General features: G+C 60.6%; 13 protein-coding genes. 5 read left to right on the top strand and 8 right to left on the bottom strand.

The window, feature by feature from the left end:
- The first annotated feature begins 41 nt into the window (after nt 1–41).
- Nucleotides 42–641, top strand: coding sequence for a TIGR04282 family arsenosugar biosynthesis glycosyltransferase (locus tag ACVC7O_RS20805; RefSeq protein WP_458324015.1), 600 nt, complete (start codon nt 42–44; stop codon nt 639–641).
- A 6-nt stretch (nt 642–647) separates the two neighbouring features.
- Entirely contained in the window at nt 648–2,903 is a 2,256-nt protein-coding gene (rnr, locus tag ACVC7O_RS20800) for a ribonuclease R (protein ID WP_458324014.1), read from the top strand.
- On the opposite strand, the gene ACVC7O_RS20795 is transcribed toward rnr, so the two are convergent.
- Nucleotides 2,900–3,592 (bottom strand): glutathione S-transferase family protein, encoded by a 693-nt coding sequence (locus tag ACVC7O_RS20795; protein ID WP_458324013.1) that lies wholly within the window; start codon nt 3,590–3,592, stop codon nt 2,900–2,902. The two genes, rnr and ACVC7O_RS20795, sit on opposite strands and share 4 nt — an antisense overlap.
- 79 nt (nt 3,593–3,671) lie before the next feature.
- Here ACVC7O_RS20795 and ACVC7O_RS20790 point away from each other — a divergent pair, with 79 nt between their 5' ends.
- Both ACVC7O_RS20790 and ACVC7O_RS20785 read left to right on the top strand, forming a co-directional pair.
- Nucleotides 3,672–4,391 (top strand): helix-turn-helix transcriptional regulator, encoded by a 720-nt coding sequence (locus ACVC7O_RS20790; protein ID WP_458324012.1) that lies wholly within the window; start codon nt 3,672–3,674, stop codon nt 4,389–4,391.
- A 114-nt stretch (nt 4,392–4,505) separates the two neighbouring features.
- Nucleotides 4,506–5,801, top strand: coding sequence for a lytic murein transglycosylase (locus tag ACVC7O_RS20785; RefSeq protein ID WP_458324011.1), 1,296 nt, complete (start codon nt 4,506–4,508; stop codon nt 5,799–5,801).
- 52 nt (nt 5,802–5,853) lie between these two features.
- Here ACVC7O_RS20785 and ACVC7O_RS20780 read toward each other — a convergent pair whose 3' ends face one another.
- From ACVC7O_RS20780 to ACVC7O_RS20750, 7 genes are all read right to left on the bottom strand, one after another.
- Nucleotides 5,854–7,032: an ABC transporter permease gene (locus ACVC7O_RS20780; protein ID WP_458324010.1), complete on the bottom strand. Its 1,179-nt coding sequence runs from the start codon at nt 7,030–7,032 to the stop codon at nt 5,854–5,856.
- 3 nt (nt 7,033–7,035) lie between these two features.
- Nucleotides 7,036–8,676: an ABC transporter permease gene (locus ACVC7O_RS20775; RefSeq protein ID WP_458324009.1), complete on the bottom strand. Its 1,641-nt coding sequence runs from the start codon at nt 8,674–8,676 to the stop codon at nt 7,036–7,038.
- Nucleotides 8,677–8,964 carry a DUF1330 domain-containing protein gene (locus ACVC7O_RS20770; RefSeq protein ID WP_458324008.1) on the bottom strand — a complete coding sequence of 96 codons (288 nt, stop codon included), beginning with the start codon at nt 8,962–8,964 and terminating at the stop codon, nt 8,677–8,679.
- Between the two features lie 71 nt (nt 8,965–9,035).
- On the bottom strand, nt 9,036–10,142 hold the full coding sequence (locus tag ACVC7O_RS20765; RefSeq protein WP_458324007.1) for an extracellular solute-binding protein: 1,107 nt from the start codon (nt 10,140–10,142) through the stop codon (nt 9,036–9,038).
- Nucleotides 10,143–10,262: 120 nt separating this feature from the next.
- Nucleotides 10,263–11,363, bottom strand: coding sequence for an ABC transporter ATP-binding protein (locus ACVC7O_RS20760; protein WP_458324006.1), 1,101 nt, complete (start codon nt 11,361–11,363; stop codon nt 10,263–10,265).
- 224 nt (nt 11,364–11,587) lie between these two features.
- A complete protein-coding gene (locus ACVC7O_RS20755; RefSeq protein ID WP_458324005.1) occupies nt 11,588–12,985 on the bottom strand; it encodes an aspartate aminotransferase family protein in 1,398 nt (465 codons plus the stop codon).
- Nucleotides 12,986–13,054: 69 nt separating this feature from the next.
- Nucleotides 13,055–13,900 carry a GntR family transcriptional regulator gene (locus ACVC7O_RS20750; protein ID WP_458324004.1) on the bottom strand — a complete coding sequence of 282 codons (846 nt, stop codon included), beginning with the start codon at nt 13,898–13,900 and terminating at the stop codon, nt 13,055–13,057.
- A gap of 12 nt (nt 13,901–13,912) precedes the next feature.
- On the opposite strand from ACVC7O_RS20750, the gene ACVC7O_RS20745 reads away from it, so the two are divergent.
- On the top strand, nt 13,913–14,995 hold the full coding sequence (locus tag ACVC7O_RS20745; RefSeq protein WP_458324003.1) for a polyamine ABC transporter substrate-binding protein: 1,083 nt from the start codon (nt 13,913–13,915) through the stop codon (nt 14,993–14,995).
- Nucleotides 14,996–15,000: the final 5 nt, after the last annotated feature.

Here is a 15,000-nt window from a genome sequence, read left to right as displayed (position 1 = left end):
ACGCCTGGTCCGGAAGCCGGGTCTGCATCCGGTGCGCAGAAATGAAGCGCACGCTGATCATCATGTTGAAGGAGCCGCATCCTGGCCGCGTCAAGACCCGGCTGGGGCGTGATCTCGGCATGGTGCCGGCCGCGTGGTGGTTCCGGCATCAGAGCCATGCATTGATCCGTCGGGTTCAGCACCCAAAGTGGACGACCGTGCTGGCGGTCAGCCCCGATGCCGAAGGTCTCACCAGCCGGGTATGGCCGCCGCATTTGCCCCGCACATCTCAGGGCGGTGGCAATCTGGGCGATCGGATGGGGCGGCTGTTGCGCCGCTTTCAACACAGCGACACCTGCATTATCGGGGCGGACATTCCGGGGATCGGCGTGAAGCAACTCGGTCGAGCCTTTGATGTATTGGGTCAATCCGACGCGGTCTTTGGCCCGGCCCCGGACGGTGGGTATTGGCTGATCGGCGTCAAGGCGTCTCAACCTGTCCCGCCTCGGCTCTTTGTTGGAGTTCGCTGGTCGACCGAGCATGCGCTGGCCGACACCATCGCGACAATGCCTGGCATGCGGATTGGTTTTGTCGATGAATTGCGCGACGTCGACAGCGCCGCAGATTTGCGCATGACGACACCGGATGCCCGTGCTACCTGACACAGCATGAACCGCGTTCCCTCAAAGTCAGACATTCTCGACTGGATCAGCGAGAACCCGTCTCTGACGGCCAAGCGGGATATCGCGAAGGCCTTTGGCGTGAAGGGCGCTGCGCGGATCGACCTCAAACGCGTGCTGAAGGAGTTGGAGCGCGAGGGCCATCTTGAAAAACGCAACCGCAGCTATCAGGACCCTGATCGGCTGCCGCCAGTGAGCGTTTTGCAGGTGACAGGTCCGGATGCGGATGGTGATCTCTTTGCCAAACCCATGGAGTGGCACGGCGAGGGTGTCGAGCCGGTTGTCCTGGTGGTGACGCGGGCGTCGGACCCGGCCTTGGGCGCTGGAGACCGCATCCTCGCGCGGCTCACCCTGATCAAGGGGGAAGAGCATCACTATGAGGCCCGTCTCATCCGTCGCATCGGGACGAATCCGCGACGGGTGCTGGGCGTATTCCGCAAAACGGCGGAAGGCGGGCGCATCCTGCCGGTCGACAAAGGGTCCGACCGGGAATGGATCGTCTTGGGTGACGCCACCCATGGCGCAAAGGACGGCGAGTTGGTTGAGGCGGAGCAAGCCGGGCCAAAGGCGCGCATCGGATTGCCGCGGGCGCGTGTGGTTGAGCGGTTGGGTGATCCCTCAGCGGCCAAGGCCGTTTCGCTGATCGCGATCCACCAGCATGGCATCCCGGATGCCTTCCCGGATGCTGTCATTGCAGAGGCCGATCGTGCGAAGCCGGTAGGGCTGAAAGGGCGCGAGGACTTGCGTGACCTGCCGCTCATCACCATCGACCCGTCCGATGCGCGCGATCACGATGACGCCTGCTATGCCCACGCGGATGAGGACCCGGCCAACGCAGGCGGTCACATCATCTGGGTCGCCATCGCGGATGTGGCTGCCTATGTAACGCCAGGATCGGCGCTGGACGCCGAAGCGCGTAAGCGGGGCAATTCCACCTATTTCCCGGATCGGGTCGTGCCGATGTTGCCCGACCGGCTGTCTGGTGATCTCTGCTCATTGCATGAAGGTGTTCCGCGCGCCTGCATCGCGGTGCGGATGCAACTAGACGCGGAGGGCAACAAGCTATCGCATACGTTTCATCGCGGGCTGATGCGCTCGCCCGCCTCGTTGCATTACGAAGAAGTGCAGGAGGCGATTGACGGCACGCCGAATGATCGCTGTGGTCCCTTGTTAGAGCCTATTTTGAAGCCACTCTATGTCGCCTATGCCGCCTTGGTCTCGGCACGCGAACGACGACAGCCCTTGGACCTCGACCTGCCGGAACGGCGGATCGAGCTGAACGACGAAGGCGAAGTTATCTCGGTGAACTTCAAGGAGCGTCTCGATGCGCACAGGCTGATCGAGGAATTCATGGTCCTCGCCAATGTGGCCGCAGCCGAGACACTGATGGCCAAGAATATCCCGCTGCTCTTTCGCGTGCACGAAGAACCGAGCCCCGAAAAGCTCGACAGCCTGCGCGAAACCGCGCAGGCCAGCGGTTACACCCTCGCCAAGGGGCAGGTGCTGAAGACTGCACATCTCAACCGCCTGCTGAACGACGCGGTGGGGTCGGATGAGGCGGAACTCATCAACATGTCAACGCTGCGATCCATGACACAGGCCTACTACGCCCCAACGAACCTGGGTCACTTCGGGTTGGCGCTGCCACGCTATGCGCATTTTACCTCGCCCATCCGACGCTATGCGGATCTCATCGTGCACCGCGCCCTGATCTCGGCTCATGGATGGGGCAAGGACGGGTTAAAACCCGAGGATTATGACGCGTTAGAGACGATTGGTGAGCATATCTCCGAGACCGAGCGTCGCTCTATGGTGGCCGAGCGCGACACGACTGACCGCTACATGGCGTCTTATCTCAGCGAGCGTGTGGGCAATGAATTCACGGGTCGGATCAGCGGGATCGCAAGGTTCGGTGTTTTTGTGAAACTCGATGAGACGGGCGCAGATGGCCTAGTCCCGATGCGATCCATCGGGCGCGAGTATTTCCACTACGACGCCGAAGCAGGCACGTTGATGGGCGCGGATACCGGCCTGATGATCAGCCTCGGCCAGCGTGTCACCGTGCGTCTTGCCGAATCGGCTCCGGTCACAGGGGGTATTGCGCTCGAATTGCTGGCGCTGGAGGGTGATGCCATTCCGCAGGGACGGCAGTCGCCTGCCGGGCGTGCGCCGCGCCGCGGACGCGTGAAGGCCAAGCGCCGGATTGACAAGACCAAGCGCAAGGTCAAACGCAGCCGCCGCTAGTGCAGCATCTCCTCGACGCGGTCGACATAGCCCATTAGAACGGCGTTCTCACGGATGCGGTTGGACAATGCCGTCTCGCCCGGGCTCGAGATCGCGGCGCTCAGCATCGGGCCGACCGAGGCATCGGCAGCGGATGGGCGGTCGCCGAACAGAAAGCGGTTCTGCCAAAGCCGGGTCATGATCGCCTCGAGATCAGGCTCTAACCGGGCCAAACGCTGCTCGGGTGTGAACCGTCCCAACCCCTGCACATACATCGCGGAGAGCAGTTTCTTACGCAGCTTGTTGGCGACCATACCGCGGATGAGGCGCGGCACCGAGGCGAAGTAAGTCTCGCGAATCTCTGGCCATGCTGTATCGTTGCCCCACCGGTCGAGCACTATGTGGAAGTAAAGATGCTCCTCGGCCATGCGGATAAAGGCGCGCGAGGTCGACTTGTCGATCTCGGACAACCCGTCGTCGAACTGGGCCCCCTGGGCCTCGAGATAGTCGCGGATCATGTCACTGTCGGCGATCAACTGATCTTCGGCCCGGATCACGGGCAGCTTCTGATGTGGCATCATGCGCGGGTCGAGCGTGTTTTCGCGACGCCAATGCTGACCGGAGAGGTTCAGCAAATGCGCGGCTTTGATGCAAAACGGGCTGCCGGAGAACTGGCCAAAGGCGGGAGGGTAGGTGAGCAATGTGATCATGGTACACTCCTTTTCTGTTGGATAAGGCTTACGCGGGCGTACTGTCAGTTTCTGTCACCACTTGTGCTAGAGTAGAGATATGAGCAGAACCCATCGCCTCTTCCAGATGATGCAGACGCTGCGCCGTCTGCCGCCACCCGTGACCGCCAGCCAGTTGGCGGATGAGATGCAGATGTCACCGCGCACGATCTATCGCGATATCGACGCCCTGCGCAGCATGGGCGCTGTCATCGATGGTGAGGCGGGGTTTGGCTATACCCTCATCGAGGATGCCGCGCTGCCACCATTGGGATTCGAAGATGATGAATTGGAGGCACTGGTGCTCGGGCTGCGCGATGTCGCGGTCATCGGCGATCCGGCGCTGGCCAAGGCGGCCCGATCCGCGCTGGCCAAGATCAAGGCGCGGGTACCGCCGCGCCAGGCTCACCGCTTGCAGCACGCGGTGCTCGATGCTCACCGCTTCGTCAGCCTGCCCAAGATCGAGATCGACGTTGCCGCTCTGCGCGCGGCGACTTGGGACGAGGTGAGCATCACCTTTGACTACTGCGATCGCAAAGGTGCCGAGACGGTGCGGCAGGTCGACCCACTGGGCCTTGTTTATCTCGACAAGACCAACGTGCTGATGGCCTGGTGCCATTTGAGACAGGATTTCCGCACCTTCCGGCTCGACCGGATGCGCAATCTTCAGCGCACTGATCAGAGTTTCCGGCCCCGTCGCGTGCCGATGTTGCGGGAACACCTGGATATCATCCGGTGTCAGGTCGAAGAAATGACCCGCGACCGAATAACCGCTGATTGAATCCTTTGGAAATCGCCCGACTCGCGCTATGCTGCGCGGAACAATAAAGAGCAGCAGTAAGGCAATATCATGCGGTTAAGATCGTTTTGCGCAGTTGCTTTGGCAACTGGACTGATGAGTACAAGTGTGGGCGCCCTCGGCACCACGCAATCCTTGCGCCCGGTCTTGCGCCCGGCTGAGAATCCCGCCCCGGTTGTGGACCAAGTCACGGTCGTGGCCTCGGCGGTCCGCCCCAAGCTGCGGCCCGAGCAGGCCGCGCGCACGGTGGTTCCCGCGACGCAAGTGGCATCGAACGCCGGGTTCGAGCGCTGGGTGCGCGGCTTTGAAGGGCGCGCCCGGGCCCAGGGCATCCGCGCATCGACCCTGCAGGCGGCTTTCCGTGGTGTGCAATACGATGCCGACGTGATTCGGCGCGATCGCAACCAGTCTGAATTCACCAAGACGATCTGGGAGTACCTCGACAGCGCGGTTTCGGACACGCGGATTCGGAACGGCAAGGCAGCGCTGCGTCAGCATCGGCGCAAGCTGGATGCCATCGAAGCGACGTATGGCGTCGAAAAGGAAGTTGTGGTCGCGGTTTGGGGTCTCGAGAGTGCCTATGGTGAGTACCGTGGGAGCAATGACATCATCCAGTCGCTGGCCACTCTGGCCTATGACGGGCGGCGCGGCGCTTTTTTCGAAGAGCAGTTGATTGCAGCACTGAAGATCCTGCAAAACGGCGATACCAGCCCCCGGAATATGACCGGAAGCTGGGCGGGCGCGATGGGGCACACGCAGTTCATTCCGACCTCTTATCTCGCCTATGCGGTTGATTTCACAGGAGATGGGCGGCGGGATATCTGGTCGGATGATCCCTCCGATGCCTTGGCCTCGACTGCCGCCTATCTTAAGCGCTTTGGCTGGGTCAAAGGTCAGCCCTGGGGTGTGGAGGTCCAACTGCCGCGCGGCTTCAACTATGCTCAGGCGAGCCGCAAGATCACCAAGTCTCCGGCGCAATGGGCGCAGCTGGGTGTGGTGGATATGAACGGGCGCGCGGTGCCGAACTACGGCAATGCGTCGATCCTCTTGCCCGCCGGCGGGCAGGGCGCGGCCTTCATGATCTTCAAGAATTTCGCGGTGATCGAGCGCTACAACACGGCGGACGCCTACGTGATTGGAGTTGGCCACCTCAGCGACCGGATCAAGGGCGGCCCTGCGATCAAGGCCAACTGGCCGCGCGGGGACCGTGCGCTGACCTTCTCCGAGCGAAAAGAGATGCAGCAACGGCTGACGCGCGCCGGGTTCAGCACGCAGGGCATCGACGGTCGGATTGGTCCCAAAACCATCGAAGCTGTGCGGGCGTATCAGCGCAGCCAGGGGTTGGCGCCGGATGGGTATGCGTCGCTCAGTTTGCTGAAGCGGTTGCGCTAAGACGCGGGTCTCATGCCGCCTCCGGCGGGAGTATTTTCAGAAGGGTGAAGGATCATGCGGGGGACATCCCGCGTAGCCGTTCCGAGCGGCGGCGTAGCATTTCGACGACCGTGAGTAGCGCGATGGAGATGATGACCAGGATCGTTGCCACGGCAAGGATTGTCGGACTGATCTGCTCGCGCAGGCCGGTGAACATCTGCCAGGGCAGGGTTTTCTGACCTGCAGAGCCGACGAACAGCACCACGACCACCTCGTCAAAGCTGGTGATGAACGCAAAGAGCCCGCCCGAGATCACTCCGGGCAGGATCAGTGGCATCTGCACGCGGAAGAAGGTGGTCACCGGCCCTGCCCCCATGTTCGCCGCAGCGCGCGTCAGCGAGTTGTCAAAGCCCACAAGGGTGGCGGTCACCGTGATGATGACGAAGGGGATGCCCAAAGCCGCATGGGCAAGGACCACGCCGAGGTAGGTGCCCTGTAGCCCGATCCGGCTGTAAAAGAAGTACATCCCCGCCGCCGAGATGATCAGCGGGACGATCATGGGTGAGATCAGGATCGCCATGATTGCACGCCGGAAAGGCACATGCGGTTGGCTCAGCCCGATCGCGGCCAGTGTGCCGAAGCTCACCGAGAGCAGTGTGGCCATCGGTGCGATTTTTACGGAATTCGCCAGCGCGCCCTGCCAATCGGAATTGGTGAAGAAGTCTTCGTAGTGTTTAAGCGAATAGCCCGCGGGGTCGAACCGCAGCATCTCGGGCGTGAAGGTGAAGAAATCCTCGGCGTTGAAGCTGAGCGGCATGACCACGAGGATCGGTGTGATCAGAAAGACAAGGATTGCGCCGCAGATCACCCGGAACGTATAATGCCAAAGCACCTGGCCAGGCGTGAGATAAGGGGCCACATAGGCGCGGTATCGCCCTTCGTAGAGCCAGAAGGTGAACCACCCGAAGAACCAGCCGAACAGCGCCCCAATCAGCCCTGCTGCCAACCCGCTCATCATAAGACCGGCGATGCCCAGCAGAACGATCAGGCCCCAACGGCTTGGTTGTTCGGCCTTGATCACTTGGGTCATAACAATGGCGACAGCACCGAGCAGGATGGCGCCGCCAAGGATGCCAAGGAGCGAGCTGCCCTGCGCGGTACCAACGAGGAGGCCCGCGACGGCCCCGGCGAGCGCCACGACAGGTACATAGAAAGACACGGGCGTGCGGGAGACGGGGGTGAGCGCTGCCATGGGTCAGCCTCCAAGTTTCACGTTGTCGATGCCGACGATCTTGTCGTAGGCCCAGTAGAGCGCGAGCACGACGGCCAGTAGGATGGCCCCGAGCGCAGCGGCCAACCCCCAGTTCAGCGAACTTGAGATGTGATAGGCGATCCGGTTGGAGATGAAAGTCCCCGTGGTGCCGCCCACAAGCTCCGGCGTGATGTAGTAGCCAATCGCGAGGATGAAGACGAGGATTGATCCCGCACCGATGCCCGGCACCGACTGCGGGAAGTAGACCCGCCAGAAAGCAGTCCAGTTGGTGGCGCCCAGAGATTTTGCCGCGCGCAGGTAGCTTGGCGGGATCGTTTTCATCACCGAATAGAGCGGCAGGATCATGAAGGGCAGCAGGATATGCGTCATTGCGATGATCGTACCCGTCTGGTTGTTGATCAGCGCGAGGCGGCTGCCATCGGCCACCACGCCGAGCCAGACCAGCGTGTCATTGATCACCCCTTGCTGCTGCAGCATGACCTTCCAGGCCGAGGTGCGCACCAGCAGGGACGTCCAGAAGGGCAACAGCACCAGGATCATCAAAAGGTTGGCAGTCCGTGCGGGGAGGTTGGCGAGAATCCACGCGACGGGATAGCCCAGCAAAATACAGCTGCCGGTGATGACCAGTGACATGAACAATGTGCGGATGAAGAGCTTGATATAGAGTTGCTCGTTCTCGGGGCGCATCTCGGGGCCGTCAGGCGACTTTTTCATGTCAACGGCGTTGAGGAAGTAACCCGAGGTGAAATCAGGGCTGTAGGTCTGGATTGTCTGCCAGACCTCGATGTCGTGCCAGTCCTTGTCGATATCCTCGAAGGCGGCGGGGTAGTCGACGGTTTCAAAGGTGCCGACGGCGCTCATCGCTTCGAGCAACTCAGCAGAGCCCGGACCAGCGTATCCGGAGAGGTCCGGTTCTTGAATCAGGTCGTTATAGAGCGCCGAGTAAACCAAGGCCCATGGGTCTTCCTTGGCGAGGTTGTCTTCGTCTTGATTCTGGACGAAATCGGCAAAAGCCTCGAAGGTGGCGGCCGTCTGCGGAAGCAGGGCTTCGATCTCTTCTCGCAGCTCAAATCCGGGTTGTGCGGCGTCTGACTTGTCGTCCCAGGCGTTTTGGTCGGTGAGCCAGTCGTCGCTGCCCATCAGGGCATTCCAGGTTTCTGCGTCTTTCCAGAAGTCGTTGAGATCTTCGAACTGGTCCTGATAGACCTCGCCCATGTCCTCAACCCGTCGACCGGATTTGCGGAACAGAGACGAAACACCTGTGAGTTCATAATTTAGACGTGATCCCAGCCGGGTGTGCAGCTTGCGTTCCTGGGCGATGAAGATGTCGGTGTAGAGCGCCTCGAACACCTCGGCTGACGGGATCTCTCCGGCATCACCATCCCACTCAGCCAGCAGCGTGGTGGTGCGCGGCAGCGTATCCGAGACGATCTGGTTTTCGACGGAGCGGAACAGCATGTCCGCGATTGGTGCGATGAACGTGACCAGCACAAAGATCAGCAGCGGCGCGATCAGCATCAGCGCGCGCAGCTTTTGCCGCCTCAGCGCCCGGTTTAGGCTCGATTTCAGCGTTGTGCCATCGGCAGCCATCATTGGCCCGGTCTGATCGGTGGTGTCTCTCATCTAAGTGCCTTCCACCACGATGATCGTGCTGTCCGCTGTCCGGTGGCGGATCTTCATCACCTCCTGATAGGCGGGATCATTGTAGGCCGCCTGTGCGGCTTCGTAGGACGGAAACTCGATCACCACATGCCGGTCGTGGATCTCACCCTCCATGACCTGCGATGGACCGCCGCGGATGATGAACCGTCCGCCGAGACCTTCAAGGATCGGCGTGTCCTTCACCACGTATTCCTTATAGGCCTCCGGGTCGGTCACAGTGATATGTCCGATGATGTAGCCTTTGGGCATAGGTGCGTCCCCCTGGTATTGGAGGAGGGGCCAAGGCGGCCCCTCCTGTGGGTATCAGTCTCTAGATGGGCTTATTGCGCCAGCCAGGCCTGGAATTTCGCGTCGATGTCGTCGCGGTAGTCCGCCCAGAACTCGTAGTTGTAGAGGAACGTGTTCTTGGCGTTCTCAGGGTCGGTTGGCATATGCGGTGCCATCTCGATACCAAGCTCAGCATGAGTGCTCACGAGCGGCGCAGAGGACGCGCGTGCGGGGCCATAGCTGATGTATTTGGACTGATCTGCGAGACGCTGCGTGTCGGTGGCGAAGTAGATGTAGTCCAGCGCGCGGGCCAGACGCTCTTCGCTCAGACCGGTTGGGATGATCCAGCCGTCCAGATCGAAGACCTGCGCGTCCCAGAGCATTGCGACCGGCTGGTCCTGTTCTTCGATGACCGAGAACAGACGCCCGTTGTAGGTCGAGCCCATCACGATCTCACCATCGGCGAGCAGTTGCGGTGTGTCAGCACCGGCGGACCACCAGATCACGTCGTCCTTGATCGTGGCCAGCTTGTCGAGCGCCTGCTGCTGGCCTTCGTCGGTCTCCAGCACGTCATAGACGTCATCCTTGGCCACGCCATCACAGAGCAGCGCCCATTCCATGTTGTTGATCGGGCGTTTCTCGAGCGCGCGCTTACCAGGGTAGGTTTCCGTGTCGAACAGCGCACAGATCTCCGTGGGTGGCGTGTCACCCACCATGTCGGTGCGGTAGCCCACAGTGGTCGAGTAGACGATCTGCGGGATGAAGCAGTCGGAGACCAGCAGGTCACCGAAGTCATCCTCAGCCGAGGTGCCATCGGGCGCAGCGGCCAGATGCTCGTCGGGGTCGATCTCCATTGCGAGCCCCTCGTCGCAGAGGCGGATCGCGTCGGCGGCCACAACGTCAACCACGTCCCATGTGACATTGCCTGCTTCGTTCATTGCGCGCAGCTTCGCCACTGCTTCGGCGGAGCTTTCATCGTTGATGATGTTGACCCCAGTCTTTTCCATATAGGGGTCGTGATAGGCCTTCTGCTGCGAGTTGGAATAGGCGCCGCCCCAGCTGACAATCGTCATCTCGGATGCCATGTGGCCATCTGCAAAGGCCATGCCACTGGCGACAGTCAGCGCCGTGGAGGCCAAAAGCGTCTTGGTCAATTTCATTTATAGTCTCCCAGTTATGTGCCCGTTGGCGGTTTTTGAGACAGGTGGCAACGGGCTTGGCCACCGCCTCTGTTGGGTCGCGCCCAGTTGCTGGATGCGACAGGTCGCGCGGTCACGCCATCAGGCGTCGAGTGCGCGGCAATCTTGCGGCAGCCAGCCGATCTCGATCTGCTGGCCAGGCGTCAGACGGTCCACATCCGGCGCGTTGCGGGTCTTGATCACGAATTCATCGGTGCCCGCCACCCGCAGCCGTGTGCGGAAGATGTCACCCATGTAAATGAACTCGAGCACTTCGGCTTTCAGGGTGTGGGCGTCATCGCTCAGCCGGTCCTTGTTGTATTCCACCCGCTCCGGGCGGATCGAGACGCGCGTCCGATCTCCGGCTGCGGCCACGTTGACGGGCTTTGCGTCAATCACCTCGCCACCATCGAGTTGGATCAGTGCCGTCTCGCCCTTAATCTCTTTCACCACGCCTTCCAGCGTGTTGTTCTCGCCGATGAACTGCGCCACGAAGCTGTTTTCCGGCGCCTCATAGAGCTGATCGGGCGGGGCAAGCTGCTGGATACGGCCATCGTCGAACACCGCGACACGGTCTGACATGGTCAGCGCTTCGGTCTGGTCGTGCGTCACATACACCACCGTGATGCCCAGGTCATGGGCGAGGTTGGTGATTTCGAATTGCAGCGTCTCCCGCAGTTGCTTGTCGAGGGCGCCCAAGGGCTCGTCCATCAGAACAAGCTCGGGCTCGAACACCAGCGCACGGGCCAGCGCGATGCGTTGCTGTTGACCGCCGGACAATTGCGATGGCCTGCGTCCGGCGAAATGACCCATCTGCACCATGTCCAGCGCGCGTTTGATCTTGGCCTCGCGGTCGGACTTGCCCATCTTGCGGACTTCCAGCGGGAAGGACAGGTTTTCGGCCACCGTCATGTGCGGAAAGAGCGCATAGTTCTGGAACACCATGCCGATGCCGCGCTTGTGCGGCGGGATGTTGTTGATCGATTGACCATCAAGGCGAATGTCGCCGTGCGTCGCCGTCTCGAACCCCGCCAGCATCATCAGACAGGTTGTTTTCCCAGACCCGGACGGCCCCAGCATGGTCAGGAATTCGCCTTTTGGCATCGAGAGGTTGAGGTCTTTGACGACGAGGTTCTCGCCATCATAGCTCTTTTGCACGCGCTCGAACTCGACGAACGCGTCTGCGGTGGTTGTATCGGCCAAAAGTGGCTCCCCGTTTGTCCCCGGCGGTTTTCCGCACTGATTGTCGCAAATCTAACACGAAGAAACTGGCCACGTGCAAGCGCTTAACTGGCCATAAAGGTGCCGAAGGCCAATTCAAGGCCATTTCACTGATCGACGGGCAGTTTCTGGGCTGACGTGCTGCTGTTTCCGGCTCTTGCGAGAAGATGTCCGGGGCCGAATCGACGGTGACCTCCGCTTCACATTCAGGAGGCGGGCTTGAGCAAATCCTGCTCCTTGAGCTGGGCGTAGGTCTCATCCAAGGCCTTGCGCGCCCGGGCCATGAAGACGTCGATGTCGTCCGGCTCGATGATCAGCGGCGGCGAGACGATCATCCGATCGCCCACATGCCGCATGACCAGATTATTGGCGAAGCACCGCTCGCGGCACATATAACCGACCGTTCCGGTGTCTGCGGCAAACTTGGCGCGGCTTTCCTTGTGTGGCGTCAGCGGCAGAGAGGCCATCATCCCCTTGATTGACAGATCCCCGACCAGAGGATGATCTGTCAGCCTTTCCAATCCCGCCTTCAGCGCGCGGGCACCAACCTTTCTGACCTGCTCGAGTATGTTTTCCTCTTGCAGGATCCGTAGGTTCTCCATCGCGACGGCGGCGGCCACCGGGTGACCGGAATAGGTGTATCCGTGATTGAATTCCGTCGCGCCAATGACTTCCGCAACCTCGTCACAGACGATTGACCCGCCGATAGGTTGATAGCCCGAGCTCAGGCCCTTCGCGATGGTCATGATGTGCGGGCGGAGGCCCATGGTCTGGCTGCCGAACCAGTTACCGGTCCGGCCAAAACCACAGATCACTTCGTCAGCAATCAGAAGGATGTCATAGGCGTCGCAAATCCGCTGTATCTCGGGCCAGTAGCTGTCTGGCGGTACGATGACACCTCCGGCGCCCTGCACCGGTTCGGCGATGAAGGCGGCGACCTTTTCCTCGCCGAGCTCGAGGATCTTGTCCTCCAGCTCTTTCGCACGCGCCACGCCGAACTCGTCCGGGCTCATGTCGCCGCCTTCGCCCCACCAATCCGGCTGGTTGATGTGATGAATGCCAGGGATTGGCATGCCGCCTTGCGCATGCATATAGCTCATCCCGCCGAGCGAGCCGGAGCCCATGGACGACCCGTGATAGGCGTTCTTGCGGCTGATGATGTGGGTCTTGTTGGGGTGACCTTTCTCGGCCCAATAGGTCCGTACCATGCGAATATTGGTGTCATTCGCCTCCGAACCGGATCCGGCGAAAAACACGTGGTTCAGGCCATCCGGTGCGAGCTTGGCAATCTCCTGTGCCAGCGCGATGGCCGGCACATGGGTGGTCATGAAAAACGTGTTGTAATAAGGCAGTTCCATCATCTGACGCGCGGCGACGTCGGCCATTTCCTTCCGCCCGTAGCCGATGTTGACACACCAGAGCCCCGCCATCCCGTCGAGGATTTCGTTGCCTTCACTGTCCGTCAGGTAGACGCCTTCCGCTCGGGTGATCACCCGGGCCCCACGACCCGCAAGGTCATCGTTGGTCGTAAAGGGGTGCATGTGATGTGCTGCATCCAGCGCCTGCAATTCAGACGTGGGCATATGGTTCGTGATCATGGACATCAGACACCTGTGTGTTGGAACGAAGCGGTTTTCGCGACCACTGTCAGAATATGATCAAATTATTTCGTGTCAATCGAATCGCTGGTCGGTGGCTGCGTCTTCGAGTGATGCGCGGATCTGCAACATCCCCTGGTGCACGTCCTCTGCCATGGCCCGTGCCGCGGCTTCTGTATCTCGTGACGCCAGAGCATCGAGCAGGTCGGCGTGTTTGTCGGGCAAATTGAGGGTGCCATACCGTCCGCAGACCACCCGAAGCGATGGCGCAAATCGCAACCACAGCCGGTCAACCGTGGCGCTCAGAATAGGTGCGCGGGCGATCTGGTAAAGCATTGCGTGAAATCGGTAGTTGTGAGTCAGATAACCCGGGATATCGCCCTGCTCAATCGCGTCGTTGAGGGCGTCATCGCGTAGCTTCAAAGCGGAGAGCCCGTCGAGATCTATGTGCGCAACAGCGAGACGCGCAAGCTCTGGTTCGAGAGATTGTCGCATGAAATCAAGCTGTTCGATACATTTTTCGGTCAGCTCAGGAACAATCACGCGCCGGTTTCCCAACATGCTGAGCGCACCGTCCGAGATCAGCCTGCGAATTGCTTCGCGTACCGGAGTCATACCGGCCTCGAGAGTGTCGGCAAGGCCCTGGATTGTCACCGCCTCGCCGGGCGTGAGATCACCGAACAGAATCCGGGCGCGTAGCTGCTCGTAGACATGCTGGTGCGCGGGCCGTTTGGTCTCTTGGGCTGCGGCAGAGGTTGCCGGATTTCTGAGCAACTGCATGGTCAGTCCTTCGCCGGTGTCACGCCGACACTCCTCATCTCTTGCACAGCATGTGATGGCGTGAAAGCATAAAGCATCTTGCCGCGAGGGGCAAAACTTGATCAAAATTAGCGAAACCGGGACAAACCCGGTCAATGTCAACGGGAGTATGATATGAACAAGCTCATGCTGAGCTGCGCCGCGCTGGCGCTGAGCACGACGGCTGTCTTTGCCGATGAAGTGCGCGTTTACAACTGGTCCGACTACATCGATGAAGCCCTGCTGGAGAAGTTTGAGGCCGAGACCGGGATTGACCTAATCTACGATGTCTTTGACAGCAACGAAGTCTTGGAAACCAAGCTGCTCGCTGGCGGGTCTGGCTATGACGTGGTTGTGCCAACTGGGACGTTTCTGGCTCGTCAGATCCAGGCTGGTGTGTTCCAGCCGCTCGACAGATCGAAGCTGTCCAACATCGACAATATGTGGGACGTGATCGAGGAGCGCACGGCGCAATACGACCCCGACAATGCTTATTCGATTAACTACATGTGGGGCACCACCGGGATTGGTGTGAACGTTGGAAAGGTGCAGGAGATCTTGGGCGCGGATGCTCCCATCGCATCGCTGGGTCTGATTTTTGATCCTGGCAACATGGAAAAGCTGGCGGCCTGCGGTGTGCATTTCCTGGACGCACCGACCGAGATGATCCCCGCCGCGCTGACCTATCTGGGCGAGGATCCGGATGCCAAGGACGCGGAAGCGCTCGAGAAGGCGGAAGCGGCCCTGACCGCCGTGCGCCCCCATATTCAGAAGTTCCACAGCTCGGAATACATCAATGCGCTGGCCAATGGTGATATCTGCGTAGCCTTCGGCTGGTCGGGCGATATCCTGCAGGCGCGTGACCGGGCCGCCGAGGCCGAAAACGGAGTAGAGATCGCCTATAACGCACCGAACGAAGGCGCGTTGATGTGGTTCGATCAGATGGCAATCCCTGCCGATGCGCCCAACCCGGAAGCGGCGCACACCTTCCTGAACTTCATCATGGACGCGCAGAACATGGCGGATGCGTCAAACTACGTCTATTACGCCAACGGTAACGCGGCCTCCAAGGAGTTCCTGGTCGAGGATGTCATCGGCGATACCGCGATCTACCCAGATGAGGCAGCACTTCAGAACCTCTATACCGTGACCACTTGGGGCCCGCGGGAACAGCGCACACTGACACGGACCTGGACGCGGATCAAATCGGGGACCTGACCCCT

The sequence above is a fragment of the Roseobacter cerffii genome, from assembly GCF_054226325.1.
Note: the sequence above shows the minus strand (reverse complement) of the source record. Positions and strands in the feature narration are given on the sequence as shown.

Bases quoted from the DNA above. Each gene is read 5' to 3' on its own strand.
- rnr (WP_458324014.1), top strand. From the start codon at position 648: ATGAACCGCGTTCCCTCAAAGTCAGACATTCTCGACTGGATCAGCGAG.
- ACVC7O_RS20790 (WP_458324012.1), top strand. From the start codon at position 3,672: ATGAGCAGAACCCATCGCCTCTTCCAGATGATGCAGACGCTGCGCCGT.
- ACVC7O_RS20770 (WP_458324008.1), bottom strand. From the start codon at position 8,964: ATGCCCAAAGGCTACATCATCGGACATATCACTGTGACCGACCCGGAG.
- ACVC7O_RS20745 (WP_458324003.1), top strand. From the start codon at position 13,913: ATGAACAAGCTCATGCTGAGCTGCGCCGCGCTGGCGCTGAGCACGACG.
- ACVC7O_RS20755 (WP_458324005.1), bottom strand. From the start codon at position 12,985: ATGTCCATGATCACGAACCATATGCCCACGTCTGAATTGCAGGCGCTG.
- ACVC7O_RS20780 (WP_458324010.1), bottom strand. From the start codon at position 7,032: ATGGCAGCGCTCACCCCCGTCTCCCGCACGCCCGTGTCTTTCTATGTA.
- ACVC7O_RS20785 (WP_458324011.1), top strand. From the start codon at position 4,506: ATGAGTACAAGTGTGGGCGCCCTCGGCACCACGCAATCCTTGCGCCCG.
- ACVC7O_RS20765 (WP_458324007.1), bottom strand. From the start codon at position 10,142: ATGAAATTGACCAAGACGCTTTTGGCCTCCACGGCGCTGACTGTCGCC.
- ACVC7O_RS20775 (WP_458324009.1), bottom strand. From the start codon at position 8,676: ATGAGAGACACCACCGATCAGACCGGGCCAATGATGGCTGCCGATGGC.
- ACVC7O_RS20805 (WP_458324015.1), top strand. From the start codon at position 42: ATGAAGCGCACGCTGATCATCATGTTGAAGGAGCCGCATCCTGGCCGC.
- ACVC7O_RS20795 (WP_458324013.1), bottom strand. From the start codon at position 3,592: ATGATCACATTGCTCACCTACCCTCCCGCCTTTGGCCAGTTCTCCGGC.